Annotated in this window: 29 protein-coding genes; 25 read left to right on the top strand and 4 right to left on the bottom strand. The window is 45.9% G+C overall.

Features of this window, described 5'->3' with window-relative positions:
- Window positions 1-53: 53 nt before the first annotated feature.
- A complete protein-coding gene (locus tag QNH15_RS14795) occupies window positions 54-3257 on the bottom strand; it encodes an efflux RND transporter permease subunit (RefSeq protein WP_283889131.1) in 3204 nt (1067 codons plus the stop codon).
- Window positions 3258-3410: 153 nt separating this feature from the next.
- Here QNH15_RS14795 and QNH15_RS14790 point away from each other — a divergent pair, with 153 nt between their 5' ends.
- Together QNH15_RS14790 and QNH15_RS14785 are read left to right on the top strand one after the other, a co-directional pair.
- Window positions 3411-3971, top strand: a complete 561-nt coding sequence (locus tag QNH15_RS14790; RefSeq protein ID WP_283889130.1) for a PadR family transcriptional regulator — start codon at window positions 3411-3413, stop codon at window positions 3969-3971.
- Window positions 3968-4303, top strand: coding sequence for an iron-sulfur cluster biosynthesis family protein (locus tag QNH15_RS14785; protein WP_061970845.1), 336 nt, complete (start codon window positions 3968-3970; stop codon window positions 4301-4303). The genes QNH15_RS14790 and QNH15_RS14785 overlap by 4 nt, the downstream gene beginning before the upstream one ends.
- Window position 4304: 1 nt before the next feature.
- Here QNH15_RS14785 and QNH15_RS14780 read toward each other — a convergent pair whose 3' ends face one another.
- Window positions 4305-5213 (bottom strand): hydroxymethylglutaryl-CoA lyase, encoded by a 909-nt coding sequence (locus QNH15_RS14780; RefSeq protein WP_283889129.1) that lies wholly within the window; start codon window positions 5211-5213, stop codon window positions 4305-4307.
- 138 nt (window positions 5214-5351) lie between these two features.
- On the opposite strand from QNH15_RS14780, the gene QNH15_RS14775 reads away from it, so the two are divergent.
- Genes QNH15_RS14775 through QNH15_RS14760 form a run of 4 tightly spaced genes read left to right on the top strand, consistent with a single transcriptional unit; the run spans window position 5352 to window position 9135 of the window.
- On the top strand, window positions 5352-6548 hold the full coding sequence (locus QNH15_RS14775) for an acetyl-CoA C-acetyltransferase (RefSeq protein WP_283889128.1): 1197 nt from the start codon (window positions 5352-5354) through the stop codon (window positions 6546-6548).
- Window positions 6549-6563: 15 nt separating this feature from the next.
- On the top strand, window positions 6564-7253 hold the full coding sequence (locus QNH15_RS14770) for a CoA transferase subunit A (RefSeq protein WP_283889127.1): 690 nt from the start codon (window positions 6564-6566) through the stop codon (window positions 7251-7253).
- 22 nt (window positions 7254-7275) lie between these two features.
- Window positions 7276-7926, top strand: coding sequence for a CoA transferase subunit B (locus QNH15_RS14765; RefSeq protein WP_061970837.1), 651 nt, complete (start codon window positions 7276-7278; stop codon window positions 7924-7926).
- Window positions 7927-7950: 24 nt separating this feature from the next.
- On the top strand, window positions 7951-9135 hold the full coding sequence (locus tag QNH15_RS14760) for a thiolase family protein (RefSeq protein ID WP_283889126.1): 1185 nt from the start codon (window positions 7951-7953) through the stop codon (window positions 9133-9135).
- A 195-nt stretch (window positions 9136-9330) separates the two neighbouring features.
- On the opposite strand, the gene QNH15_RS14755 is transcribed toward QNH15_RS14760, so the two are convergent.
- Window positions 9331-10248 (bottom strand): aldo/keto reductase, encoded by a 918-nt coding sequence (locus QNH15_RS14755; RefSeq protein ID WP_283889125.1) that lies wholly within the window; start codon window positions 10246-10248, stop codon window positions 9331-9333.
- An 82-nt stretch (window positions 10249-10330) separates the two neighbouring features.
- The gene (mciZ, locus tag QNH15_RS14750; protein ID WP_090234197.1) at window positions 10331-10468 is read right to left on the bottom strand and encodes a Z-ring formation inhibitor MciZ; all 138 of its coding nucleotides are present in this window, start codon (window positions 10466-10468) and stop codon (window positions 10331-10333) included.
- Between the two features lie 91 nt (window positions 10469-10559).
- On the opposite strand from mciZ, the gene QNH15_RS14745 reads away from it, so the two are divergent.
- The 19 genes from QNH15_RS14745 (at window position 10560) to spoVAE (ending at window position 25245) form a co-directional block, all read left to right on the top strand.
- Window positions 10560-11114 (top strand): NUDIX hydrolase, encoded by a 555-nt coding sequence (locus QNH15_RS14745; RefSeq protein WP_283889124.1) that lies wholly within the window; start codon window positions 10560-10562, stop codon window positions 11112-11114.
- Complete coding sequence (locus QNH15_RS14740; RefSeq protein WP_283889123.1) at window positions 11107-12294, top strand: endonuclease Q family protein; 1188 nt, start codon at window positions 11107-11109, stop codon at window positions 12292-12294. The genes QNH15_RS14745 and QNH15_RS14740 overlap by 8 nt, the downstream gene beginning before the upstream one ends.
- 70 nt (window positions 12295-12364) lie before the next feature.
- Complete coding sequence (gene spoIIM / locus QNH15_RS14735; protein ID WP_283889122.1) at window positions 12365-13003, top strand: stage II sporulation protein M; 639 nt, start codon at window positions 12365-12367, stop codon at window positions 13001-13003.
- A 118-nt stretch (window positions 13004-13121) separates the two neighbouring features.
- The gene (gene fur, locus QNH15_RS14730) at window positions 13122-13586 is read left to right on the top strand and encodes a ferric iron uptake transcriptional regulator (protein WP_090234192.1); all 465 of its coding nucleotides are present in this window, start codon (window positions 13122-13124) and stop codon (window positions 13584-13586) included.
- A 142-nt stretch (window positions 13587-13728) separates the two neighbouring features.
- Window positions 13729-13968, top strand: coding sequence for a YqzK family protein (locus tag QNH15_RS14725; protein ID WP_061970823.1), 240 nt, complete (start codon window positions 13729-13731; stop codon window positions 13966-13968).
- 11 nt (window positions 13969-13979) lie between these two features.
- The gene (gene xerD / locus QNH15_RS14720; RefSeq protein WP_061970821.1) at window positions 13980-14870 is read left to right on the top strand and encodes a site-specific tyrosine recombinase XerD; all 891 of its coding nucleotides are present in this window, start codon (window positions 13980-13982) and stop codon (window positions 14868-14870) included.
- 115 nt (window positions 14871-14985) lie between these two features.
- Window positions 14986-16170, top strand: coding sequence for a phosphopentomutase (gene deoB, locus QNH15_RS14715; protein ID WP_283889121.1), 1185 nt, complete (start codon window positions 14986-14988; stop codon window positions 16168-16170).
- 11 nt (window positions 16171-16181) lie between these two features.
- Window positions 16182-17000 (top strand): purine-nucleoside phosphorylase, encoded by an 819-nt coding sequence (locus QNH15_RS14710; RefSeq protein ID WP_061970816.1) that lies wholly within the window; start codon window positions 16182-16184, stop codon window positions 16998-17000.
- A 14-nt stretch (window positions 17001-17014) separates the two neighbouring features.
- The gene (locus QNH15_RS14705) at window positions 17015-17845 is read left to right on the top strand and encodes a purine-nucleoside phosphorylase (RefSeq protein ID WP_283889120.1); all 831 of its coding nucleotides are present in this window, start codon (window positions 17015-17017) and stop codon (window positions 17843-17845) included.
- Between the two features lie 81 nt (window positions 17846-17926).
- Window positions 17927-19228, top strand: a complete 1302-nt coding sequence (locus QNH15_RS14700) for a pyrimidine-nucleoside phosphorylase (protein WP_283889119.1) — start codon at window positions 17927-17929, stop codon at window positions 19226-19228.
- Between the two features lie 138 nt (window positions 19229-19366).
- On the top strand, window positions 19367-20530 hold the full coding sequence (locus QNH15_RS14695) for a D-alanyl-D-alanine carboxypeptidase family protein (protein ID WP_283889118.1): 1164 nt from the start codon (window positions 19367-19369) through the stop codon (window positions 20528-20530).
- A gap of 110 nt (window positions 20531-20640) precedes the next feature.
- On the top strand, window positions 20641-20991 hold the full coding sequence (gene spoIIAA / locus QNH15_RS14690; RefSeq protein WP_283889117.1) for an anti-sigma F factor antagonist: 351 nt from the start codon (window positions 20641-20643) through the stop codon (window positions 20989-20991).
- A gap of 2 nt (window positions 20992-20993) precedes the next feature.
- Window positions 20994-21434 (top strand): anti-sigma F factor, encoded by a 441-nt coding sequence (gene spoIIAB / locus QNH15_RS14685; protein ID WP_090234179.1) that lies wholly within the window; start codon window positions 20994-20996, stop codon window positions 21432-21434.
- Window positions 21435-21446: 12 nt separating this feature from the next.
- On the top strand, window positions 21447-22205 hold the full coding sequence (gene sigF / locus QNH15_RS14680; protein ID WP_061970804.1) for an RNA polymerase sporulation sigma factor SigF: 759 nt from the start codon (window positions 21447-21449) through the stop codon (window positions 22203-22205).
- Between the two features lie 145 nt (window positions 22206-22350).
- Window positions 22351-22974 (top strand): stage V sporulation protein AA, encoded by a 624-nt coding sequence (locus QNH15_RS14675; RefSeq protein WP_283889116.1) that lies wholly within the window; start codon window positions 22351-22353, stop codon window positions 22972-22974.
- Entirely contained in the window at window positions 22964-23386 is a 423-nt protein-coding gene (locus QNH15_RS14670) for a stage V sporulation protein AB (protein ID WP_283889115.1), read from the top strand. The genes QNH15_RS14675 and QNH15_RS14670 overlap by 11 nt, the downstream gene beginning before the upstream one ends.
- 20 nt (window positions 23387-23406) lie before the next feature.
- Window positions 23407-23862, top strand: a complete 456-nt coding sequence (spoVAC, locus tag QNH15_RS14665) for a stage V sporulation protein AC (RefSeq protein ID WP_061970798.1) — start codon at window positions 23407-23409, stop codon at window positions 23860-23862.
- A 13-nt stretch (window positions 23863-23875) separates the two neighbouring features.
- Window positions 23876-24895 (top strand): stage V sporulation protein AD, encoded by a 1020-nt coding sequence (spoVAD, locus tag QNH15_RS14660; RefSeq protein ID WP_283889114.1) that lies wholly within the window; start codon window positions 23876-23878, stop codon window positions 24893-24895.
- A complete protein-coding gene (spoVAE, locus tag QNH15_RS14655; protein ID WP_283889113.1) occupies window positions 24895-25245 on the top strand; it encodes a stage V sporulation protein AE in 351 nt (116 codons plus the stop codon). Before spoVAD ends, spoVAE begins: the two co-directional genes overlap by 1 nt.
- Window positions 25246-25247 lie beyond the last annotated feature (2 nt).

Raw genomic sequence — 25247 nt, 5'->3', positions numbered from 1 at the left:
TTCATATAGGAAAAACGGCGGAACCAACAGGTTCCACCGTTTTATTTTGGAGATCAGGCTTTGGATTCCCGTTGTTCTCTTTTCGCCTGCTTCCTGAAAAAGAGTTCATATAGTACAGGAACAATAAGTAATGTGAGCAGGGTGGAGGTCGTCAAACCGCCGATTACCACCACGGCGAGCCCTTTTGAAATCAGCGTACCCGATGAAGAGGTCAGGGCCAGCGGAATAAGGGCTGCAATTGTGGCAAATGCCGTCATCAGAATTGGTCGAAGTCGTGTTTTTCCGGCTTCAAGCAATGCTTCTCGAATTGTCATGCCTTTCAGATCGCGGTTTTGTCCGATCCGGTCGACGAGAACGATGGCATTGGTGGTTACGATTCCGATCAGCATGAGAATGCCGATCATCGCACTGACTGAAAGCGGCTCATCCGCCAGGTACAGACCGCCTATTGCACCCACCGGAACGAAAATAAGAGATGACAGAATAATAAATGGGATCCGTGCACGGCCGAAGGTGATGAGCATCGTCAAGTAGACAAGGCCGATGGCTACAGCAATGGCTAGGCCAAGCTCTTTAAAGGTTTGGGTGGTTTCTTCACTTCCGCCACCACCTTCAGTCGACACATCTTTTGGAAGGTCCACTTTATCATTTACGCTCTTGATGACATCCTGTGTGACACCTTGGACGTCATTGCCCGGAATCTGTGCAGACACTTGAGCATAAACCTTGCCATCGAGTTTCTGAATCGCGGTTACAGCATCTACATCCTGAATGTCTGCCACTTCTGAAAGGGCAACCGGGCCTTTGGTGCCGTAAACTTTAAGGTCCTTAACTTCATCAAGGGATTTCGGCGCTTTATTATAGGCAAGCCGGACATCACTTTCTTTTCCGTTCAGTTCAAGGTTACCGACAGAGACAGGCTTGGTGGCATCATTGATAATGCCGAGCACCGTATAGCCTGAGACTCCGGCATCTGCGGCTTTTTTCGTATCAATTTTTACGATCCACTGACGCTGGGTATCTTTGAAGTTATTGGATACATATTTAAGGTCGTTACGTGATTTCATGTATTTTTCAACGGATGCAGCACCTTTTTGCAGGTCATCGAGATTGTTGGAATACAAATCGATGTTAACTTCATTGTTAGACGGCGGCCCGCCCGACTGCGCTTCCTGCAGGCTGACCACAGCATCTTTGCTGTCCTCGTCCACAATGGTCTGGATTTCTTTTTCGAGAGATTTGATCTCTTTATCCACATTGGTATCTTTTTTAAGGTTAATAAAATAGTTGGCTACATTCTCACGTTTTAACCCGGACTGGAAGTCACGGCTGCCAATGCCGGCGGTTACCTCTTTTACGGTATCCCGCTGATCGAGCATCTTCTCCACCTTCAGTGACACGTCATTTGTTTTTTCCACAGTGGTGGAGGCAGGAAGTTCAATGTTTGCCGTAATGGTCTTTTGTTCTTCATTCGGCAGGAAGACAGCTCCAAGCTTTGTAGACAGGAACAGAGAGCCTGCGAGAAGAACGATGGAAACGAACAGGACGATGAATTTATGGTTCAGGGACGAGCGGATCACTTTCGCGTACGCCCGCTGAAGAGGACCATCGTTGTTTTCCGGTTTCACTTTTTTGAACGCGAACTTGGCCAGGATCGGCACGATCGTAATGGCTACAAGTAAGGAAGCCAAAAGGGCAAAGACGACGGTTAAAGCGAACGGCAGGAAGAATTCTCCGGTAATACCCCCGACAAACCCGAGCGGCAGAAACACTACCACGGTCGTCAATGTGGAGGATACAATCGCACGGAGGATCTCCTTGGTCGAATCGATGACCAATTCGTTTTTGCTGTATTCTCCGCTGCTTTTGCGGATCCTTCGGAAGATGTTCTCAATGACGACGATGCTGTCATCCACGACCCGGCCCACTGCTACAGCCATTCCGCCTAGCGTCATGATATTAAGCGTAATATCGAGCTGATTCAGGAAAATCGCGGATATGAGAATCGAAAGTGGAATGGAAACAATCGCAATAATCGTTGCACGAATGTTTCTCAAAAACAAGAGAACGGCTAACGAAGCAAAGAGTGCACCGAACAATCCTTCCTTGATCAGGGAATTCACGGATTCCTTAATCCCGCTTGCCTGGTCGAAACCGATGGCATAGTCCATTTTGTCTTTGTATTTGTCTTTGTTTAGAACAGACATGACGTTATCGGCGACATCGACGGTATTGGCATCCTGTTTTTTGGTAACCGCCATGGATAAAGAACGTTTTTGGTTATAACGGGTAATTTCGTTCACATCTTCGGACTGCTTAATGGTGGCAATGTCCCCAAGCTGAACACTTTGTGGAGCTGCAGCACCCGATGGAGCACCGCCACCTGCACCACCTTGCTGTGCGCTTTGGCCGGAAGGTGCACCTGTGCCTGCACCGCTTTGTGAAGCTCCGGCCGGAGGTTCTCCGGCAGAAGGGGCTCCGCTTCCTGATTCTTGACCAGATGATTTTTGGGCTGTTCCTTGAGACGAAGGAGTCAGATCAAGGGATTTTAATTCCTTGATTGTTTTTAGTTGTTCCTCGACACGCACTGGCACGGAGATGTCACCTGAGGTCACATTGCCGGCAGGGAAGGAGAGAAATTTAGAATTGATCTCGTCTTTGATGGTGCTCAATGATAATCCTAGCTGCTGCGCCTTTTTCTGGTCGACCTTAATGGATACGAAATCTTCTTTCACACCGCCGACTGAGACGTTATTGATTCCCTGAATTTTTTTCAGTTCAGGCACCAGCTCATCCTCAACAAAGGGCTGAATGTTCTCTCCTTCTTTAGGGAATAGAGAGATATTGTAGATGGGGATGGTTCCGAATGAAAAGCGGTTCACTTCAACACTAGCCGTATCGGGAAGGTCGGCTTCTTTAGTGATTGTGTTAATTTGATCCTCTATATCATCCATGATTACGGAAAAAGGAAATTCAAGGTTTATGATTGAGACACTTTCAAGTGAAGTGCTTTTTACCGACTTTACGTTGTTAAGGCTTTTTAATTTTTCTTCAAGCTCATCCGTTACCTGCTTGTTGACATCCTGTGGAGACGCGCCCGGGTAGGTGGTCTGAACGGTGATTTGCGGGAAATCCACATTCGGAAGCAGGTCAACTTTCAGGGAGCTAAAAGAAAACAAGCCGCCCAGGATAAACAAGAAAGAAAAAATAAAAATAGCGACTGGGTTCTTTAAGCTGAATTTCGTTAGCCAGTTCATGTTTCACTCTCCTTCAGTATTTTATATGTGTATTTTCACATATGTTTAAGGTTAGTATAATAAAAGTACTATAAATATATCAAGCATTAACCATAGTTAATTGTGAAGAATGTGTTAAAATGACATACAGATACGGAAAGAAGGAATGAAAAGATGGCGTTGAAGTATGCGCTTCTTGGCTTATTGACCAAAAATGAAGCAACCGGATATGAACTGAGCCAACAGTTTAAAGAAACCATGATTCATTTCTGGAGTGCCCATCATACGCAGATTTACCGTCAGCTTGTTAAGATGGAGGAAGAAGGACTGGTCTCCTCGCAAGTGGTTCATCAGGTGGATTATCCAGATAAAAAAGTATATCGGCTCGAAGATAAAGGCTATGATACGCTGCTTCAGTGGCTGCTGAGCAAGGAGATTCTCCCGTCCAATTTAAAGGACGATCTGCTGCTCCGGGTATCGCTGTTTCAGTTAATCCCGCCCGATGAAGCAATTGCCTTTTTAGAGCGGGCAAAGGAACAGCATATGTTTGGCCATGGCTTAATGGAAAAATGGAGAGACAGTCATTTTCCAGAAGGGCAGTTTAACCAGGGAGATTTAGGAGAATACTTAACATCTGAATTTGGAAAACGTTATATGCAGCATTGGATTGAATGGTGCGACTGGGCAATTCATGTGATCAAGCGTACAAAAGAGAAGGGCAGTGATGATGAATGATCCTGGAATGGACAGAAAAAGCAATAGAGAAAATAGAGCACAAGGTGCAGGGGGGACAGTTGTTTTTGAAATACGATACGGATGGCTGCGGCTGCGTGGTAAGTGGTGTGTCTGCACTCTGGCTGGTCGATGAGCAGCCAGATGGGACAGTGAGGATGGATACCAATTTTCTTCCCGTATATATGGAAAAAAGCAAACTGGTATTTTTTGATGAAAAGATGACGATTGATTACAAAGAAGAGCAAAATACATTTCAACTAAAAAGTCCAAACCAGATGCTTAATCCGAATCTTCGGTTTGAAAATAAAATAGAAACAGGAAAGGGCGCTTAACTCAAAGCGCTCTTTCCTGTTTGGAGAGCAAAAATTGCCGGCTTTGAAGGCCGCGGGAAACGAAGGGAGCAATAAATTCCACAGCCTCCAGCAGGGGCTCAAGCTGAATCCCGGTGCTGATCCCCATGGAATTAAGCATGTATACGGCATCCTCGGTTGCGACGTTTCCGGTTGCACCCGGAGCAAATGGGCATCCGCCAAGTCCGCCGGCAGATGTATCAAACCGATCGATACCGGCCTGGAGTGCAGAGAAGATATTCGCGAGGGCCATTCCTCTTGTATCGTGGAAATGGGCAGCAATCAACAGTGTGGAAGGAAGATGGTGCTTAAGAAGGCTGAACAGTTCGAACACTTCCTGCGGATTGGCAAGGCCGATGGTATCCGCCACGCTTAATTCATCCACGCCAAGCGCCGCAAATTCCTCAGAGAGGGCAAGAACCTCCTGCTCATCCACTTTTCCTTCATACGGACAATAAAAAGCGGTGGAAAGGCAGGCACGGACAAAGAAGCCCTTTCGTTTCATATCTTTAATCAGCGGGGCAAGCTCTTCCATGCTGTCTCTGGTGCTTTTGTTTATGTTCTTTTGGTTGAAGGTGTGGCTTACACCGACAAAAAATGCGGCATTTTTGCAGCCGGAAGAAAGCAGGCGGGAAACGCCTTTTTCATTGGGGACGAGAACAAGATTGCGCGTGACATCATCCAGGCAGTGCTCGATGATCTGTTCTGCATCACTCATTTGCGGAACCCATTTTGGTGAAACAAAAGAGGTGAGTTCCATTTCCTGAATTCCCGAGGCTTTCAGTTTTTGAATGAATTTAATCTTTTCCTGGGCAGGAACAAGCTGCTTTTCATTTTGAAGCCCGTCGCGCGGTCCAACCTCAATGATCGAGACTCTTTGGGGTAATTCCATGCTTCCTCCTATGTATATATCTGTCATTGATTCCTCTTTATTTTACGTTTTGGCCAGTTAAGATGCAATACAGAGAGAGGAAATATGATATGATAAAAGGGAAAATTCAGAAAAAAATACGGGAGTGAGAAGAAATTTATGGCGATACAGGAAGCAGTGATTGTAAGCGCTGTCAGAACACCGATTGGCAGCTTTTTGGGCGCGTTGAAAAATATACCAGCCACCGAACTTGGGGCGATTGTAATTAAAGAGGCATTGGAGCGCGCCAATGTTTCTCCTGATGATGTGAGCGAAGTGATTATGGGTAATGTTCTACAGGCAGGATTGGGGCAAAACCCCGCGCGGCAGGCTGCGATTAAGGCAGGGCTTCCGAATTCTGTTTCAGCAATGACCATTAACAAGGTATGCGGATCGGGTTTAAAGGCGCTGCATCTGGCAAGCCAGGCGATCATGCTTGAAGAGGCGGACATCGTCGTCTGCGGCGGGATGGAGAACATGAGCAGAGCACCGTACCTTTTGGATAACGCAAGAACAGGACTGCGCATGGGAGATGGAAAAATGTCAGATTCCATGATCCATGACGGTCTCTGGTGCGCATTTAACGATTACCATATGGGCATGACAGCGGAAAACCTGTGTGATGCCTATGGACTCAGCCGCGAGGAAATGGATGAGTTTGCAGCAGATAGCCAGCAAAAATGCGAAAAAGCGATCAATGAAGGAAAGTTCAAAGACGAAATTGTATCTGTTGAAATTCCCCAGCGAAAAGGAGAGCCGCTTCAATTCTCAGAAGATGAATATCCGAAAAAAGGAACGACGGCTGAGGGGCTTGCCAAGTTAAGACCGGCGTTTAAAAAGGATGGCACAGTAACAGCCGGGAACGCATCGGGAATCAATGATGGAGCGGCGGCTCTTGTGGTGGTATCGCGGAAAAAAGCCGAGGCACTCGGACTGACACCGCTTGCTAAAATCGTTGCCAACGCCAGCGCGGGCGTGGATCCAAGCATTATGGGAATCGGACCGGTGGATGCCACGAAAAAAGTGCTTGAAAAATCCGGGGTCACCCTTGAGAATATTGATTTGATTGAAGCAAACGAAGCATTCGCTGCACAGTCTCTGGCTGTAGGAAGAGAACTCCAATTTTCAACAGAGAAATTAAACGTGAACGGAGGAGCCATCGCCCTTGGACATCCAATCGGGGCAAGCGGCGCAAGGATTCTTGTCACCTTGCTTCATGAGATGAAAAAAAGGAATAACCGTTTGGGGCTTGCCACGCTTTGTATCGGGGGCGGACAGGGTGTAGCCACCATTGTTGAAAATGAAAATTGGAAATAAGGGGGACGGCATATTATGAAAATGGTGGAAAGCAGTGCATTGAATGCAGTGAAGGATATTCCGGATGGTGCGACACTGATGGTCGGTGGATTCGGCCTGGTAGGAATTCCGGAGAAATTGATTTTGGCTCTTGTGGAAACAGGTACAAAAGATCTGACTGTCATCTCTAACAACTGCGGTATCGATGACTGGGGGCTCGGCCTTCTCTTGCGGAATAAACAGATCAAGAAAATGGTGGGTTCCTATGTGGGAGAAAACAAAGAGTTTGAGCGCCAGGTGCTTTCCGGTGAACTGGAGGTTGAACTCACCCCCCAGGGCACATTGGCTGAGCGCATCCGGGCAGGCGGTGCGGGCATTCCCGCTTTTTATACCCCGGCCGGCGTAGGTACGCCGATTGCTGAAGGCAAAGAAGTGCGTACATTTGATGGGAAGGAATACGTGCTGGAACATGGGATGACGGCGGACTTCAGCCTCGTTCGGGCAGCACATGGCGACAAAGCAGGCAACCTCGTTTTTAATAAAACAGCGCGAAACTTTAATCCAATGATGGCTGCAGCGGGCAAGGTGACCATTGCAGAGGTCGAAGAATTGCACGAGATTGGTGAGCTGGATCCAGACTGCATCCACACGCCTGGAATCTATGTTCAGAGAATGATTGTTGCGCCTCAGGAAAAGCGCATTGAGCGACTGACTGTTCAATCATAAAGAGAGAAAGTGGGGATGGGCTATGAATAGCAGAGAGAAAATCGCCAGAAGAGCAGAAAAAGAAATAGAGGATGGCTTTTATGTAAATCTCGGCATCGGTATGCCGACTATGGTCGCGAACTACATAAGCGAGAATAAGAGTGTGGTGCTGCAGTCGGAAAACGGGCTGCTTGGAATTGGCCCTTATCCTAAAGAAACGGAAGTGGATCCCGACTTGATCAATGCCGGAAAAGAGACCGTGACTGCCATCAAGGGAGCCTCCTATTTTGACAGCGCAGAATCATTTGCCATGATTCGGGGAGGACATGTGAATATTGCCATCCTGGGTGGTATGGAAGTATCAGAAACCGGTGATTTGGCCAACTGGATGATTCCGGGGAAAATGATCAAAGGAATGGGCGGTGCCATGGATCTTGTTCATGGCGCGCAAAAAATCATTGTCATTATGGAGCATGTCAACAAGAGCGGACAGAGCAAAATCCTGAAAAATTGCAGTCTGCCGCTGACAGGAAAGGGAGTAGTGGACCGGATCATTACGGACCGAGCGGTTATTGATGTAACGGATCAGGGACTGAAGCTGATTGAAGTAGCTAATGGGTACAGTATTGAGGATATTAAAAACTGCACCGAGCCGGATTTGATCACCGATGAAGTAACGCTGGGCGTTTATTAAGGCAAAGAGAGCGGGGGAGGAAACATGACGGAAGTATATGTGGTAGAAGGGGCGCGAACGCCGTTTGGAAGCTTTGGGAAATCATTGAAAAATGTTTCGCCGATCCAAATGGGCACCCTGACTGCGCTGGAAGCGATGAAGAGGGCGAATATCGACCCGGCGCAAATCGGGGATGTAGTATACGGAAATGTCATTCATTCCAGCATAGACGCTGCCTATGCGGCGAGGCATGTCGCTTTAAAAGCAGGGGTTCCCGAGACCGTTCCGGCCATGCTGGTAAACCGTTTATGCGGTTCTGGGCTTCAGGCGGTCATCAGCAGTGCACTTGCCATTCAAACAGGTGATGCGGATCTGGCATTATGTGGCGGGGTTGAAAACATGTCCAAAAGTCCGCATTCTACCTTTAATCAGCGGTTTCAAGGCCAAAAGTTTGGGCACCTTGAGTTCGAGGATATGCTTCTTCATACGCTGACCGATCAGTATATTGGCTGCGGAATGGGAATTACCGCAGAAAATCTTGCAGAGAAGTACAGTATCAAACGGGAAGAACAGGATGAATACGCCCTTCTTAGCCATCAAAGAGCGGCTAAAGCGATTCGTGAAGGAAGATTCACACAGGAAACAATACCAGTTGTCATTGAGGAAAAAAAGAGCCTTACCTTCACGGTGGATGAACTCGTAAAGCCTGAATCCACCCTTCAGCAGCTTTCCGCCCTGCGCCCGTCCTTCAAAAAAGACGGAACCGTAACGGCGGGAAATGCAAGCGGAATCAATGATGGTGCGGTATCTTTGGTGCTCGCAGGTGAGGACTCCGTTAAAAGCAAGCAAGTCAAACCGCTGGCACGGATCGTATCCTGGGGAATCAATGGCGTTGATCCTAATATCATGGGAATCGGTCCGGTTCCAGCTTCACAAAAAGCCCTTGCTAAAGCGACCCTTTCCATTGAAGACATGGATCTTGTAGAAATTAACGAAGCGTTTGCCTCCCAATACCTGGCGGTTGAAAAAGAATTGAGTCTGGATCGTGAAAAGACGAACGTGAACGGGGGTGCCATCGCGCTCGGCCATCCGGTCGGTGCCAGCGGATCCCGTTTGCTCCTTACCCTTGCGTACGAACTCCGAAACAGAGGCTTGCGCTATGGATTGGCCAGCCTTTGCATCGGTGGCGGCCAGGGGATTGCCATGATTATCGAAAATGTAACTTCATAACCAAAAAGCTGCCAAACGCCATTTTCAGGCGATGGCAGCTTTTTTAACTTAGTTCTTTCTGGAAGTTGTGGCTTCGGAAGAAACGTTGATTGAAGTGCAAGGTGCGTGACAGGTGAGACTAAGGAGGCGTTTACGCCGGTAAAAGCGAGCAATCTGGAACGGAAATCAACCACTCCCAGAGCAACAAAGCTTATCTTAACGCCGGTGCTGATTGTAGACAGAAGCTTTTGAAAGGGAATGGATCACGGCAACTTCATCTGCCGAAAGTTCAGGTGTGTGAGCAGCTCCTACATTCGACAGCAGCTGATCAACGGAGCTTGCTCCTGGAATAACGGCTGCGACCGCAGGATGATGCAGGCAATAACGGATGGCCGTCTGGCTCAACGTCCGTTCACTGGCCAATTTGTCCTGCAGCCCTTTCACAAGTTCATGGATTTCTTTTCCTTCATATTCAAGATACTGATCACTTTCGCTGCGATTCAACGCCCGCTCGGAAAGCCAGCCTTTGGCAACAGGCCCACGGGCAATCACGCTGATCTTTTTGTGATGAAGGAAGTCAAGCATTTCTTCTTCCGGTCGCCGGTCAAGGATGCTGTACTGCATCATGACGCTGACAATCTCTGAATGCTCAGCGTAATATGAAATCACGTTTGGCCGGATGGACGAAATGCCATATTCACGAACCAAGCCCTCCTGTTTTAATTCGTTGAACGCTGAAATCGTTTCATCCATGTTGTCTTCAATCGTTCCTCCGTGAAGTTGGTATAGATCGATATAATCGGTTCCCAATCGGTGCAGGCTGTCCTTTATGGCTTGTTTTATGTATGTTTTCGAAGGATCCCAGTCCCAGCTTTTTTTATCTGCTGTCCAGCGATTTCCAACCTTCGTGGCCAGAACGACTTTATCTCTGAAGGGACGAATGCTTTTTCCTACGAATTTCTCATTCCAACCGAATTGATAGAGATCGGCTGTGTCAAAGTAAGTAACGCCTTCTTCATACGCACGCTTTAAAATTTCTTTTCCTTCCGCCTCATTTTCCGGCACAAGGGACATGCAGCCCAGTCCAATTTCACTGACTCGCAGCTCTGACGATCCAAGTTGGTTGCGCTTCATTACGTACCAGCTCCTTTATTTGATAGGTTTAAAAAAAGGGTAGCATGAAAACGGGCAAAAAAAAAACTTCCAGCCTGCAGGGTCACTGTTTTGGCCCCGGGGCGGAAGAGATCCACTCTTGCACTGTGGTATGTTCTTTCATATAACGCTTGAGCATGTACCGTATTTGCCACGCTTTTCCCACCAGGGTCACGCTTTTGGGCTGAATATAGATCTTCACTTGAACAGCTCCTTTTAAATGTGTGTTACGCTTTTCCTTATGGTAGACTTTATGTAGCCAAACAAGATATAGAACCAGGAGTGAGATCAGTATGGAACATTTAAATGAAAAGACCCTTTCTACTGAATCCGTCTATGAAGGGAAAATTATAGATTTGGAAATTCAGGAAGTAGAGCTTCCAAACGGAAATAAAAGCAAGCGCGAAATCATCAGACATCCGGGCGCAGTAGCTATTATTGCCATCACACCGGAAAATAAACTTCTCTTTGTCCGGCAGTTCCGCAAAGCGCTGGATAAAATTATTGTGGAAATTCCCGCAGGAAAGCTTGAAAAAGATGAGGATCCGCAAAAGTGTGCAGAGCGTGAGCTGCTTGAAGAAACCGGATATGAGTGTGAAAACTTGGAATACCTCACCTCGTTTTACACGTCACCGGGATTTGCTGATGAATTGATTCATTTGTTTTATACAGACTCTCTGAAAGAATGCAAAGAACAGCAGCCGGATGAAGATGAATTTCTGGATGTGATGGAAGTAACGCTTGAAGAAGCGCTTGAGCTTGTAAACGACCAGCAGATTCATGATGCAAAAACAGCCTATGCGGTGCAATATGAACAACTAAAAAGGAAGATGGAGAATCATGCTTAACACCTATTATGCCGATCTTCACGTACATATCGGCAGATCCCGTTCAGGGAAACCGGTGAAAATTACTGGAGCAAGAACGCTGACTTTATCCAATATTCTCGAGATGGCGTCCTCAGTTAAGGGCATCAATCTTCTGGGAATCATAGATTGCCATGTGCCGGAAGTCATTGATGAGATGGAAGAAATGCTGGCGGCGGGCGAAATGATAGAACATCCGGAAGGCGGATTGTGGTATCAGAATGTTTGTCTTCTTCCCGGGTCCGAAATCGAAATTTACGATGAAAACTGCAAGGGACCCGTACATGTTCTTTCATTTTTTCCTACCGTGGAAAAGATGAAGCATTTCAGCCTGTATTTGCGCGGAAGAATGAAAAACGTGACATTGAGCTCCCAGCGAATCTATGAATCGGCACACAACCTGCAGCGTGTCACCAAAGAGCTGGGTGGCCTGTTCATCCCTGCCCATGTGTTTACGCCTCATAAAAGTGTGTACGGGAAAGGTGTAAAGAGCTCGCTTTCTGAAATATTCCTGCCTGAACTCATCGATGCAATCGAGCTTGGTTTAAGCTCGGATACGAATATGGCGGACGGGATCCAGGAGCTTCGGCAATTTCCGTTCCTCTCAAATTCGGATGCACATTCACTGGAGAAAATCGGGCGGGAATACCAGACGATACAAATGGAAAAACCGACATTTGCAGAGTTTAAACTGGCGCTGATAAATAAAGAAGGACGAAGGATAACAGCCAATTACGGGCTCGATCCGAGGCTTGGAAAATATTACGAAACCACCTGTGCCAAATGCTCTGCGTTTATTTATGAAGAAACAGGAATGAAATGTGCCGAGTGCAAGAGCACCGCAGTCATCCGTGGTGTACGAAACAGAATCACCGAACTGTCAGCCATTCCGGTGACTCCGACTGACAGGGGAGAAAGACCGCCTTATATCCATCAAGTGCCGCTGGAATTTATTCCGGCTCTGGGCCCGAAAACGCTGCAGAAACTTAGGGATCATTTTGGGACGGACATGGCGGTGCTTCATGATATTGAAGAAAAGGATTTAAGAACCGTAGCTCCGCAAGCTGTCGTACGTCATATCCTTCTGGCAAGAGAGGGGAAACTGTCTCTAAAGGCCGGAGGGGGAGGAACATACGGAAAGGTTGCCCAACAGCAAATCTAGTAAATAAAAATAGACATACCTCCCTTTTTGATTCATAGAATGAATTAAGAGAGTAAGGGAGGAAAAAGAGATGGCTTCAATTAAAAGATTTGTTTGGTTCCATTTGCAGGAACACTATTCGCTTTACGTATTTGTTTCCGTCCTGCTGCTGATGGGAGTCATTTTTGGCGCTGTAATTGTAAACAGTCTGACCCTTGGGCAAAAACAAGATCTGCTGAATTACCTGTCGCGGTTCTTTGGTGAAGTCTCCGATGGAAGTTTTGCCAATTCACAGGATATGTTTTCGCAAAGCTACAGCCACTATATTAAATACATTATGCTCATGTGGATTCTAGGCCTGTCCGTCATCGGTCTGCCGGTCATTTTGATCATGCTGTTTATTAAAGGTGTGGTGATTGGGTTTACGGTCGGATTCCTGGTGAACCAAATGGGATGGCATGGGTTTCTGCTTGCTTTTGTATCGGTGCTGCCACAAAACATTATTTTGGTTCCCGGCATCATTATTGCCGCTGCCGCTTCCATTCTATTTTCGATCAAAATGATCAGGCAGCAGTTTCTAAAAAAATCGAGCGATCCTTTTTTTCCAAAGTTCTTCAAGTACTCGGCGCTCATTCTTGCTGTGGGGTTGTTTCTGGGCCTTGCGTCTTTGTTTGAAGCGTATCTCTCTCCCCATTTAATGGAAGGCGTGATGAGTTTGACCAAAAAATAAACCCCTATAAATTATCAGATAATAATTATTTTAAACTGTATATTATAATCATTTTAAATTGACACCTTTTCTTCTCATGACTTATAATATGGATGTGAAACATAAGGGAGGATCAGGTATGGAAAGCCGTATTGACCGTATCAAAAAACAGCTGCATTCCCAGAGCTACAAGCTTACTCCCCAGCGAGAAGCAACCGTTAGAGTCCTCCTGGAGAATGAGGAAGATCATTTAAGTGCAGAAGACGTATATTTGCTGGTGAAGGAAAAAGCGCCGGAGATAGGTCTCGCAACCGTGTACCGTACATTGGAATTATTAACCGAATTGAAAGTGGTCGATAAAATAAATTTTGGAGATGGGGTTTCCCGCTATGATCTACGAACAGAAGGAGCCGCTCACTTTCATCATCACCTCGTCTGCCTCGAATGCGGAGCCGTTGATGAAATTCAGGAGGATCTTCTGGAAGATGTAGAAAAAGTAGTGGAAGAAGGATGGAATTTTAAAATTAAAGACCATCGCCTGACCTTTCACGGGATCTGCCACCGCTGTCACGGGAAGGAAAAAAATGATGAGACATCCGAATGAATGATGCTCATCATTTTTTTATTTATTTACAAATTCAAAGGAATAAGTTAACGTAAAGTTACAGTGAAAATAGAAAATGTGTATAATCCTTTAATTCTTTGGCATAACCTGTACTAATAAGTGTACGGGGAGGCTTAAAGACATGGGATCTTGGCTGAAATTATGCTGGAGTGCATTCAAAATATTTTTTTCATTTACGGCCTGCACATTATTATTCTATTTTGGCTTGCTTTGGATCAATCAGGAATATCAGAATTATCATAGATACGACGTGCCAAAAGGAAAAGCAGTGAAGGTATTCCAAAACGATTCTGCCGCTGAAAGTGTGGACGAGAGCAATTGGCTCATCCGACTGCTGTTTTTTTACGAATCCAGTGAATGAGGAGTGCAGATATGAAAGATCATGTCCAGGATTTTATACATTACTTGATCGTCGAACGTGGTCTCTCGAAAAATACCGTTGATTCTTACCGCCGCGATCTTGAACAGTATGCGCTGTATATGGAAAAGGTCGAACGTATCGATGCGATCGGCAAGATTCAGCGTGCCAACATTGTAGGCTATCTGCTCCATTTGAAGGAAAATGGGAAAGCGGCGACCACCATAGCCAGAAACATTGCATCGATCCGGTCGTTCCATCAGTACTTGCTTCGGGAAAAGATCAGCGACGCCGATCCGTCAGTACATATCGAAACACCAAAAACCGAACGCAAGCTGCCCAAGGTCCTCTCGATGAAGGAAGTGGAAGCGCTTTTAGATGTTCCGGATTCATACCATCCTTTTGGTATGAGGGATAAGGCTATGCTTGAACTTCTGTATGCTACTGGAATCAGGGTGACAGAACTGGTAAGCCTGGATCAGTCCGATGTTCATCTGTCCATGGGATTTTTGCGCTGCCTCGGAAAGGGAAACAAAGAACGGATCATTCCTCTCGGCAAGATGGCGGCAAGTGCCATTCAGGTGTATTTGGAGTCCGGCAGACCGGCTCTCCAAAAAGGGAAAAGCGGCAATGCTCTGTTTTTGAACCATCATGGCAACCGTTTGTCACGGCAGGGATTCTGGAAAATCCTGAAACACCTTGCGCAAAAAGCAAATATTGAAAAAGAACTGACACCTCATACTTTGAGGCATTCATTCGCCACTCACTTGTTGGAGAATGGAGCAGATTTAAGGGCGGTTCAGGAAATGTTGGGCCATGCGGATATTTCAACCACACAGATTTATACCCATGTGTCAAAAACGAGATTGAAAGATATTTATGCTGCCTATCATCCAAGGGCGTAAGCCTTTTTTAAATTGAGAGGTCTGACTTCTGACATCATTCGATCTTAGTTTGCTGTCAGTCATGGTAGGATATAGTATCTAAAGATGAATTATTTTGTACTGGAGGTCATTAGGAATGGAATATAAACGGTTCAAACGCACATTTTTAATTGTGATGGATTCCGTCGGGATCGGGGAAGCACCTGATGCCGAAAAATTTGACGATAAAGGTTCAGATACGCTTGGCCATATCGCACGGGAAATGAATGGACTTCAAATGCCGAACATGGAAGCACTGGGTCTTGGCAACATTCGTGAAATCCAGGGAGTTCAAGCGGCAAAAGCGCCGAAAGCCCATTATGCAAAGCTTCAGGAAGCGTCGAACGGAAAAGACACGATGACCGGTCACTGGGAAATCATGGGTCTCTTTATTGACCAGCCCTTTCAGACGTTCCCGGAAGGATTTCCGGACGACCTGATTCAGCAGCTTGAGGAGAAATCTGGCCGCAAAATCATCGGAAACAAGCCGGCATCAGGAACGGAAATTATGAAAGAGCTTGGCGAGGAACATGTGAACACTGGTGCGCTTATTGTTTATACATCCGCTGACTCTGTTCTTCAGATTGCTGCCCATGAAGACGTTGTTCCGCTTGAAGAGTTGTACAACATCTGTGAAATGGCCAGAAAAATGACGATGAACGACAAATACATGATCGGCCGGATTATTGCCCGCCCGTTCGTCGGTAAACCTGGAGATTTCCAGCGGACTTCAAACCGCCATGATTATGCGCTTAAACCGTTTGGTAGAACTGTGATGAACGAGCTGAAGGACGGTGGCTATGATGTGATTGCGCTGGGGAAAATTTCTGATATCTATGATGGTGAGGGAGTGACTCAGGCGATCCGTACGAAATCCAATATGGATGGCATGGATCAGCTTGTAAAGTCCATGGACCAGTCGTTTACAGGGCTTAACTTCTTAAATCTGGTTGATTTCGATGCGTTATTTGGACACCGACGCGATCCAAAAGGTTATGGAGAAGCCCTTCAGGAGTTTGATGCCCGGCTACCGGAAGTGTTTGAAAAGCTAAATGAGGATGACGTTTTAATCATCACTGCTGACCATGGAAACGATCCGGTTCACCATGGTACTGACCATACACGCGAATACGTGCCTCTTCTTGTTTATTACAAGGGCATCGAATCAGGAAAACCGCTGAAAGTGAGCAAAACTTTTGCTGACATCGGAGCTACAGTAGCCGATAATTTTCATGTGAAGCTGCCGGAGCACGGCGAAAGCTTTTTAGATCAATTAAACTAGGGGGAAATGAAATGGGAGAATTGAAACCGATTCAAACGGCTGCAAATTTTATACAAAACAAACTTTCTTCCCAACCTGAAATCGGTTTGATTTTGGGCTCTGGTCTTGGAATTCTTGCCGATGAAATTCAAAACGCTGTCGTTCTTCCGTACAGTGATATTCCTGAATTTCCGGTCTCAACGGTTGAGGGTCATGCCGGACAGCTTGTCATCGGGGAACTTGAGGGCAAGCAAGTGATCGCGATGCAGGGACGCTTTCATTATTATGAAGGATATTCTTTGGAGAAGGTTACTTTTCCGGTGCGCGTGATGAAGGAACTAGGCGTAAGCAGTGTTATCGTAACGAATGCTGCAGGCGGAATTAACACGTCGTTTCAGGCAGGGGACCTTATGTTGCTTACCGACCATATCAACAACTTGGGTGACAATCCGCTCATCGGGCCAAACGACAGCTCGTTCGGCGTACGTTTCCCGGATATGTCGGATGCATACACGCCAGAGCTGCAGGAGACAGCCCGCCAGGCTGCATCCTCGATCGGTATTTCCCTCAAAGAAGGAGTCTATGTGGCCAACTCTGGCCCAAGTTATGAAACGCCGGCTGAGATCCGCATGCTCCGTATTCTTGGCGGAGATGCAGTTGGCATGTCCACTGTTCCCGAAGTCATTGTGGCGCGTCATTCCGGTATGAAGGTGCTGGGATTGTCGTGCATCTCCAATATGGCTGCAGGGATTCTGGATCAGCCGCTAACCCATGATGAAGTGATGGAAACCACTGAACGGGTAAAATCGAATTTTCTTGGCCTGGTCAAAGGCATTGTTAAAACCATTTAAGGGAGGAAGAAAAGATGGCTACACTATTATCAAATATGAATGAAGCAGCAACGTTGATTCAATCGAAAATAGAAGGAATGCAACCTGAAATTGGTTTAATCCTTGGCTCAGGCCTTGGTGAACTGGCCGATGAAATTGAAAATGCCGTTCAAATCGATTACAGTGAGATCCCACATTTCCCCGTCTCAACGGTTGAAGGACATGCAGGTAAACTGGTCATTGGCACATTGAACGGAAAGACCGTTTTAGCCATGCAGGGCCGTTTTCATTATTACGAAGGTTACAGCATGCAGGATGTAACGTTTCCCGTGCGTGTCATGAAAGGTCTGGGAGTTAAGCTGCTGGTTGTGACTAACGCATGCGGTGGAATGAACCCGGAATTTTCAGCGGGAGACCTTATGATTATTAACGATCACCTGAATATGACGGGTGCCAATCCGCTGATCGGACCGAACGATGCAGAACTCGGGCCGCGTTTTCCTGATATGAGCACAGCTTATACACCAGAACTTGTTCAATTTACAAAAGAAACAGCATCTTCTCTGGGAATTAATGTTCAAGAGGGTGTATACGCAGGTATTACCGGGCCAACCTATATGACGAAAGCAGAGCTTCGCATGCTTCGTACAGTAGGCGCAGATGCAATCGGGATGTCAACTGTGCCGGAAGTTATCGTGGCAAGCCATATGAGCCTGAAAGTGATCGGAATTTCCTGTATCACAGACATGGCGATCGCGGACGAGCTTGAACCGCTTACTCACGAACAAGTAGTGGCAGTGGCGAACCGCACAAAGCCAAAATTCATCAACCTGGTAAAAGAAATCGTAAAAAATGTAACTCTGTAATGGACAGATTTTCAGAAGTAGACCGCTTCTGGTTACTTGAACAAAAATAAAGAAATAGAAAGCTCAATGAGGTGGACATAAATGAGGGCTGTCGATATTATCTTAAAGAAACGACACGGAAAAGAATTAACAAAAGAAGAAATTGATACATTCATCAAAGGCTATACAAACGGTGACATTCCTGATTACCAGGTATCCGCTTTCCTAATGGCCGTGTACTTTAAAGGCATGACAAAAGAAGAAACGGCTCACTTAACTAACGCTATGGTTAAGTCTGGAGACGAGATTGATCTCTCCAAAATTGAAGGTATTAAAGTCGATAAACACTCTACTGGGGGAGTGGGCGACAAGACAAGCCTGATTATTGCTCCTCTTGTGGCTTCAGTAGGCGTTCCTGTGGCGAAAATGAGCGGGCGGGGCTTGGGTCATACTGGAGGTACTGTTGACAAATTAGAATCCATCGAAGGCTTTCAGGTAGAATTAACGACTCAGCAATTTATTGAGAATGTTAATAAACATAAGATTGCAGTTGTTGGCCAAAGTGGCAACTTAACTCCTGCGGATAAAAAACTTTATGCGTTAAGAGACGTTACAGGCACCGTGGACTCTATACCGTTGATTGCATCATCCATCATGTCCAAGAAGATTGCTTCAGGATCCAACGCTATTGTATTGGATGTTAAGTTTGGTTCCGGTGCGTTCATGAAGACGTTGGAAGATGCCAAAGCGTTGGCAAGTGCGATGGTTGGAATCGGTAACGAACTAGGCCGTCAAACAGTTGCCATTATTACAGATATGGACCAGCCTTTAGGACATGAAATCGGGAATGCAAATGAAGTTCAAGAGGCAATTGCCGTCTTAAGTGGTAAAGGTGATAAGGATTTAACAGAGGTTTGCTTGACACTCGCAGGTAATATGGCTGTATTAGGCGGGGCTTATTCTGACTTTGATGAAGCAAAACGTGAGTTGCAGAAGATATTGGAAAGTGGCAAAGCTGTAGAAAAGATGAGAGAATTTGTTGAATCCCAAGGTGGAAACGGTAATCAAATTACAAATCCTGAAACATTGCCTCAAGCTAAATATCACATCGAAATCAAGTCAGATGAAGAAGGCAATGTTCAAACCATTGATGCTGAATCGGTTGGAATTGCTGCGATGCTATTGGGCGCAGGAAGAAAGACGAAAGAAGACAACATTGATTATGCAGTAGGTATTACCTTGAAGAAAAAAGTAGGGGATATAGTTGCCAAAGGAGAAACACTTGCTGTATTCCATGCTAATTTTGAGGATATTGGTGAAGCAGAGAAAACATTGAAGAACGCTTACACATTTACAAATCAATCCGTGGAAGCACCTAAACTAATTCACGATATTATTAAATAAAAGAAATAATTGAATAAAAGCATGACGTAAAGGGAGTTTCTCAGCGAGAAGCTCCCTTTTTTTCTCTCCCGCTGATATTCCTGTATAAACCAAAAATTAATGGAAAAAATAGGGGTATCATGATTGGAGGGAAATGGAATGAAACGATACATAGTGGCTGCTGTTGCGCTCGCGCTTCTGCTGACTACGGGCGGAGGCCGGACATTTGCTTCTGAAAAAACACAAAGTCTTGCTCCAAATGCATCCTCAGCTATTTTGATTGAGCGTGATACGGGAACTGTTCTTTTTGATAAAAACAGCCATAAAAAATTGCCGCCGGCGAGCATGACCAAAATTATGACCATGATTCTGATCATGGAAGCCCTTGATACAGGAAAGATCAAACTGACCGATCCTGTAAGAGTCAGTGAATATGCTGCTTCTATGGGAGGATCTCAAATTTTCCTAGAACCCGGTGAAGAAATGAGCGTTCACGACATGATGAAGGGAATTGCGATTGGAAGCGCAAATGATGCTTCTGTGGCCATGGCAGAAAAAATCGGAGGCTCTGAAGCATCCTTTGTGGATATGATGAACAAGAAAGCGAAACAGCTGGGATTAAAGGACACATTTTTTAAAAATCCTACCGGGCTTCCTGCTGCGGGACATTACTCTTCCGCTCATGATATGGCTATTATGGGGAAAGAACTGTTAAAGCATGAAGAAATCACTAAATATACCGGCCTGTATGAGGAATATCTCCGTCAAAATACGCCGAATAAATTTTGGCTGGTGAATACCAACCGTCTTGTGAAGTTTTATCCAGGTACAGATGGCCTGAAAACCGGCTTTACACAAGAAGCCAAGTATTGTCTTACTGCTACTGCCAAAAAACATGATATGCGGGTGATTGCTGTGGTGATGGGTGCACCCAACCCAAAACAGCGCAATCAACAAGTCACGCAAATGTTTGATTATGCCTTTTCTCAATATGCAACCAAAAAATTATATGACCGCCATCAGATTGTAAAGCAGGTAAAGATCCAAAAAGGAAACAAGCAGCAGCTGGCCGTTGTGACATCCGAAAGCATTTCCCTGCTTTCTAAACGAGGAGAAAAAGAAAACAACGTGAAACCGCTCATTCAGGTGAATCCCGATTTGAAAATGCCGATTAAAAAAGGGCAGCAAGTCGGAACGCTGAGCATTATGAAAGGCGGAAAGACCGTAACAAAAAGTCCGCTTCTTGCTTCAGAGAATGTAAAGAACGCGTCTTGGTGGAGTTTGTTTAAACGTACGCTTGGACATATGGCGAAATCGTCATAACCTCATGTTTTGACTAAATGGGACGAATCCGCACTAGTTTTGTAATAGTGGAGGAATTCGTCCTTTTATTATCGAAAGAGTTGCGTATCAAGAAGAAGGAGGAGAGACGTTTGAGTCTTAACATCGGGCTGGAGATCAAGCATACAGTATTATGTATTCGCCTGGATGGGGAACTTGACCATCACACGGCTGATGAATTGAGGTCAAAGGTAGATGGTATTTTAAAGAATAAGAAAATTGAACATATCATGCTGAACCTTGAAGGGCTGGATTTCATGGACAGCTCGGGCCTCGGCGTAATCCTTGGGAGGTATAAACAAATCAAGAGCAATAACGGCGAAATGGTGGTGTGCGCCATTTCGCCTGCAGTAAAAAGGTTATTCGACATGTCCGGTCTGTTTAAGATTATCAGACTGGAAGAAAATGAAGAATATGCCCTACAAACCCTGGGGGTGGCTTAATCATGAAAAACGAAATGAAAATTCAGTTTTCAGCACTAAGCCAGAATGAATCATTTGCGCGGGTTACGGTTGCAGCCTTTATTGCACAGCTGGACCCTACCGTGGATGAATTGACCGAAATTAAAACGGTGGTTTCAGAGGCTGTGACCAACGCTATTATCCATGGCTATGAAAACTCGTCCGATGGCATTGTTTACATTGAAGTCTTGCTTGATGAGGATACTGTAAAGCTGACCATCCGGGACAAAGGCGTCGGCATATCTGATTTGAATGAAGCAAGGCAGCCTCTCTTCACTTCAAAGCCGGAGCTCGAAAGGTCCGGGATGGGCTTTACGATTATGGAGAATTTTATGGATGAGGTTGAAGTGATTTCCGAACCCTCCTATGGCACCACGATCCACTTGACAAAATTTTTGGCAAAAAATAAAGCGGTTATCAATTAAGGGGTATGCCTTATGGATGTCGAGGTTAAAGGCGGTAAAAACGAATCGTACTTTAAGGATGAGGAAATCAAGCTTTTGATTAAACGAAGCCAGGAAGGCGATCAGTCGGCCCGGGACTTGATCATAGAAAAAAATATGCGTTTGGTCTGGTCGGTCGTACAGCGGTTTATCAACCGCGGTTATGAACCGGATGACCTCTTCCAAATCGGAAGCATTGGGCTTTTAAAGTCGGTCGATAAATTCGATTTAAGCTATGATGTTCGTTTTTCCACGTATGCCGTTCCGATGATCATAGGAGAAATCCAGCGATTCATTCGGGATGATGGAACAGTGAAGGTCAGCCGGTCGTTGAAAGAAATGGGAAACAAAGTCAGAAAAGCGAAGGATGAATTGTCCAAAGTACTTGGTCGAACCCCGACGGTCAACGAAGTCGCTAAGAAGCTGGAGATCAGTGTGGAAGATGTTGTGCTGGCACAGGAGGCCGTACGGGCACCGACTTCCATCCATGAAACCGTATATGAAAACGACGGAGACCCGATTACTCTGCTTGATCAGATTGCAGACAGCACCGAAAATAAGTGGTTTGACAAAATTACCTTGCAGGAAGCCATTGAATCGTTGGATGAACGAGAACGCCTTATTGTTTACCTTCGCTATTATAAGGACCAGACACAATCGGAAGTCGCTGAGCGGCTGGGAATCTCGCAGGTGCAGGTATCCCGGCTTGAAAAGAAAATTTTGGCTCAGATGAAAAGCCAGATGGATGAATGAATCCATCTGGCTTTTTTGTGTGGAAGCTTAAATGTGAATGCAGCTTTTTGCCTATGGTAATTGATGGATAATTCTTGGAAGAAGAATGATACAACTTTATCAAATCCATACTAAACAAGAATGTTGAATATCAGGAGGTGCAGCCATGAAAGAATCTGCTGTTTACATAAGGATGAGACAAAAGGTTCAGGTTGTGCTTGAGCAGCCCGTGACACTTGGAACGGTTGCCCAAATAGTGGCTCCTCCGGCCCTGCAAAAAAAGCTGCAAATGCTGGTCATTTACCAGGTAAAGCCAGCCGATAAGCATTTAATCGTCCTTGATGTGATGAAAGTTGTTCAGCATATTCAGCACGTATGTCCGGGCATTGAAATCCAAACAGTAGGTCCCGCTCAATCGATTCTGGAGATCCAGTACAAAAAAAAGAAGCTTGCGCCTGTCTATTTTGTGCTTGTCTGGCTGCTATTATTTATTGGGTCCGCACTGGCCATCATGAACTTTCATGAGGATGTCAGTATGCAGGTGGTCCACCAAAAGATTTATTACATGGTGACGGGCACTTATGATAACCAGCCGTTGATTTTGCAAATCCCCTATTCCTTGGGACTTGGGATTGGAATGGTTCTTTTTTTTAACCATGTCTTTAAGAAGAGACTGAATGAAGAACCTAGCCCGCTTGAAGTAGAGATGTTTAAATACCAGCAGGATTTGGATCAGTACGTCGTCATTCATGAAAATAAGGAAACCGAGAAAAAAATTCATGGTGATTAAAAGCGTGTTTTTGGCCTTTATCGGTTTTGGCGGGGGCATTGCGGTAGGATCGGGGTTTGTGGCTTTTCTTACGGTGCTTGGCATTATTCCCCGCCTGATGCAGCTCAGTAAAACCTTTTGTTATATCAGGGGGTACGAATGGAGTGTCATCCTCGGTGCTGTCCTTGGCGGATGGGTAAATTTAAAGGATATATCCTTTCACCTTTCCCCGTTGCTGCTCGTGCCGATAGGTGCCTTCTGCGGAGTCTTTGTCGGTATGCTGGCTGCAGCGCTGACTGAGGTCTTGAATGTCATGCCGATTCTTGCGAAACGGATTGGAATGGGCGAAAGGCTGCTGGTCATCCTCATGGCGATCGTTTTAGGAAAAGTGCTGGGCTCTTTGTTCCACTGGATGGTTTACGTTAACCAATAAAAAAGAAGGAGTAACAGGTAATGTCAAATAAAGAACAACAACAAGAATATGCAAAGAAAATCAAACCTCTTCAGCCTAAACCCCCATACTTTATCAATTGCCTGAAGGCGTATTTGGTCGGCGGGCTGATTTGTGTCATTGGCGAGGCACTTATGAAATTTTACATGACCTATTTTAATTTTAATGAAGAAACTGCCGGTAATCCGACCGCGGCCACACTGATTTTAATTGCTGCCCTGTTGACGGGCATTGGGGTGTATGACAAAATCGGACAGTTTGGAGGAGCGGGATCAGCCGTACCCGTCACCGGTTTTGCCAACGCCATAACTAGTGCTGCACTGGAGCATAAGAGTGAAGGCATTGTGCTTGGGATCGCAACCAACTTATTTAAATTGGCAGGTGCTGTTATCGTATTCGGAGCTGTTTCTGCTTATATTTTCGGAATGATACGCTATGCGTTCAAAACGCTAATGTAAAGGAGTGAGGAGCATGAAGCTGCAAGGAAGACAGACGTGGAAATTTGGAGATCAGGTTTTCCTTAATTCCACAGGGACAGCAGTTGGCCCAATGGAAAGTGAAGGGCCGCTCGGTTCTTTATTTGATGTAAGATACAATGATTTGCACTGTAATGAAAAAAACTGGGAGCTTGCGGAACGGCGTTTGATGGAAGACTCCATCGCAAGTTGCCTTAACAAGGCCAAACTGACGAATGACGACATTAACTTTTTTCTCGCCGGTGATCTTTTGAATCAGGTAGTGACGGCAAACTATGTAGCGCGCGGCAATGAGATTCCATTTCTGGGCGTTTTTGGCGCCTGCTCCACATCAATGGAATCCCTGGCCGTGGGTGCGGCATTAGTGGATGGCGGGTTTGCCCAAAGGGTCGTGGCGGCTGTCAGCTCTCATAATGCAACGGCTGAGCGGCAATTCCGTTATCCGACGGAATACGGCGGTCAGAAACCGGATACCGCCACATTTACGGTCACAGGGGCCGGGGCTGCACTGATCACCAGTGAACCCTCATCGGTTAGAATCACATCTGCCACGATCGGAAAGGTTCATGATCTTGGCATAAAAGATCCATTTGATATGGGCTCGGCCATGGCTCCAGCGGCAGCAGACACAATTATGGCGCATTTGAAAGAGACCGGCATGGCCCCCGAAGAGTATGATCTGATTGTGACGGGTGACCTGTCAGGGGTGGGAGCCCCCATTGTAAAGATGCTCTTGAAGGAAAAAGGGATTGATGTCTCGGGTAATCACAGAGACTGCGGATTGATGGTATATCGGCCGGACCAGGAAGTGTTTGCAGGGGGAAGCGGCTGCGGATGCTCAGCGGTGGTCACGTATGGCCATTTGATAAAAGAACTGAATTCCGGCAGCTTGAAGCGGATTCTTGTAGTGGCAACCGGAGCCCTCTTAAACCCGACGATGATCCAGCAAAAAGAATCCATCCCTACGATTGCTCATGCGGTGGCTCTTGAAGGAACCAAAGGGGGAAGCAACTGATGGATTATTTATGGGCATTCCTTGTGGGTGGCGCTATTTGTGTGGTGGGCCAGCTGCTGATCGACATTTTTAAACTGACCCCTGCCCACATAACAACCTCCTTTGTTGTTCTTGGTGCATTGCTTGATGCATTTGGCATTTATGATAATTTGATCAAGTTTGCCGGAGCCGGGGCAACTGTCCCCATTACAAGCTTCGGACATAACCTCCTTCATGGAGCGATGGCTTCAGCGGAGGATCATGGTTTTATCGGAATTGCCATGGGAATATTCGAGCTCACTTCAGCAGGGATTTCATCCGCGATTTTGTTCGGTTTTCTTGTGGCCTTGATATTTAAGCCGAAGGGGTGAAT

The organism is Fictibacillus enclensis (genome assembly GCF_030123385.1).
GTDB classification, from domain to species: Bacteria; Bacillota; Bacilli; order Bacillales; family Fictibacillaceae; genus Fictibacillus_C; species Fictibacillus_C enclensis.
The sequence above is the reverse complement of the archived record's forward strand: the minus strand, read 5'-3'. Positions and strand labels throughout refer to the sequence as shown.

Bases quoted from the DNA above. Each gene is read 5' to 3' on its own strand.
- QNH15_RS14795 (WP_283889131.1), bottom strand. From the start codon at position 3,257: ATGAACTGGCTAACGAAATTCAGCTTAAAGAACCCAGTCGCTATTTTT.
- QNH15_RS14790 (WP_283889130.1), top strand. From the start codon at position 3,411: ATGGCGTTGAAGTATGCGCTTCTTGGCTTATTGACCAAAAATGAAGCA.
- QNH15_RS14785 (WP_061970845.1), top strand. From the start codon at position 3,968: ATGATCCTGGAATGGACAGAAAAAGCAATAGAGAAAATAGAGCACAAG.
- QNH15_RS14780 (WP_283889129.1), bottom strand. From the start codon at position 5,213: ATGGAATTACCCCAAAGAGTCTCGATCATTGAGGTTGGACCGCGCGAC.
- QNH15_RS14775 (WP_283889128.1), top strand. From the start codon at position 5,352: ATGGCGATACAGGAAGCAGTGATTGTAAGCGCTGTCAGAACACCGATT.
- QNH15_RS14770 (WP_283889127.1), top strand. From the start codon at position 6,564: ATGAAAATGGTGGAAAGCAGTGCATTGAATGCAGTGAAGGATATTCCG.
- QNH15_RS14765 (WP_061970837.1), top strand. From the start codon at position 7,276: ATGAATAGCAGAGAGAAAATCGCCAGAAGAGCAGAAAAAGAAATAGAG.
- QNH15_RS14760 (WP_283889126.1), top strand. From the start codon at position 7,951: ATGACGGAAGTATATGTGGTAGAAGGGGCGCGAACGCCGTTTGGAAGC.
- QNH15_RS14755 (WP_283889125.1), bottom strand. From the start codon at position 10,248: ATGAAGCGCAACCAACTTGGATCGTCAGAGCTGCGAGTCAGTGAAATT.
- QNH15_RS14745 (WP_283889124.1), top strand. From the start codon at position 10,560: ATGGAACATTTAAATGAAAAGACCCTTTCTACTGAATCCGTCTATGAA.
- QNH15_RS14740 (WP_283889123.1), top strand. From the start codon at position 11,107: ATGCTTAACACCTATTATGCCGATCTTCACGTACATATCGGCAGATCC.
- spoIIM (WP_283889122.1), top strand. From the start codon at position 12,365: ATGGCTTCAATTAAAAGATTTGTTTGGTTCCATTTGCAGGAACACTAT.
- fur (WP_090234192.1), top strand. From the start codon at position 13,122: ATGGAAAGCCGTATTGACCGTATCAAAAAACAGCTGCATTCCCAGAGC.
- QNH15_RS14725 (WP_061970823.1), top strand. From the start codon at position 13,729: ATGGGATCTTGGCTGAAATTATGCTGGAGTGCATTCAAAATATTTTTT.
- xerD (WP_061970821.1), top strand. From the start codon at position 13,980: ATGAAAGATCATGTCCAGGATTTTATACATTACTTGATCGTCGAACGT.
- deoB (WP_283889121.1), top strand. From the start codon at position 14,986: ATGGAATATAAACGGTTCAAACGCACATTTTTAATTGTGATGGATTCC.
- QNH15_RS14710 (WP_061970816.1), top strand. From the start codon at position 16,182: ATGGGAGAATTGAAACCGATTCAAACGGCTGCAAATTTTATACAAAAC.
- QNH15_RS14705 (WP_283889120.1), top strand. From the start codon at position 17,015: ATGGCTACACTATTATCAAATATGAATGAAGCAGCAACGTTGATTCAA.
- QNH15_RS14700 (WP_283889119.1), top strand. From the start codon at position 17,927: ATGAGGGCTGTCGATATTATCTTAAAGAAACGACACGGAAAAGAATTA.
- QNH15_RS14695 (WP_283889118.1), top strand. From the start codon at position 19,367: ATGAAACGATACATAGTGGCTGCTGTTGCGCTCGCGCTTCTGCTGACT.
- spoIIAB (WP_090234179.1), top strand. From the start codon at position 20,994: ATGAAAAACGAAATGAAAATTCAGTTTTCAGCACTAAGCCAGAATGAA.
- sigF (WP_061970804.1), top strand. From the start codon at position 21,447: ATGGATGTCGAGGTTAAAGGCGGTAAAAACGAATCGTACTTTAAGGAT.
- QNH15_RS14675 (WP_283889116.1), top strand. From the start codon at position 22,351: ATGAAAGAATCTGCTGTTTACATAAGGATGAGACAAAAGGTTCAGGTT.
- QNH15_RS14670 (WP_283889115.1), top strand. From the start codon at position 22,964: ATGGTGATTAAAAGCGTGTTTTTGGCCTTTATCGGTTTTGGCGGGGGC.
- spoVAC (WP_061970798.1), top strand. From the start codon at position 23,407: ATGTCAAATAAAGAACAACAACAAGAATATGCAAAGAAAATCAAACCT.
- spoVAD (WP_283889114.1), top strand. From the start codon at position 23,876: ATGAAGCTGCAAGGAAGACAGACGTGGAAATTTGGAGATCAGGTTTTC.
- spoVAE (WP_283889113.1), top strand. From the start codon at position 24,895: ATGGATTATTTATGGGCATTCCTTGTGGGTGGCGCTATTTGTGTGGTG.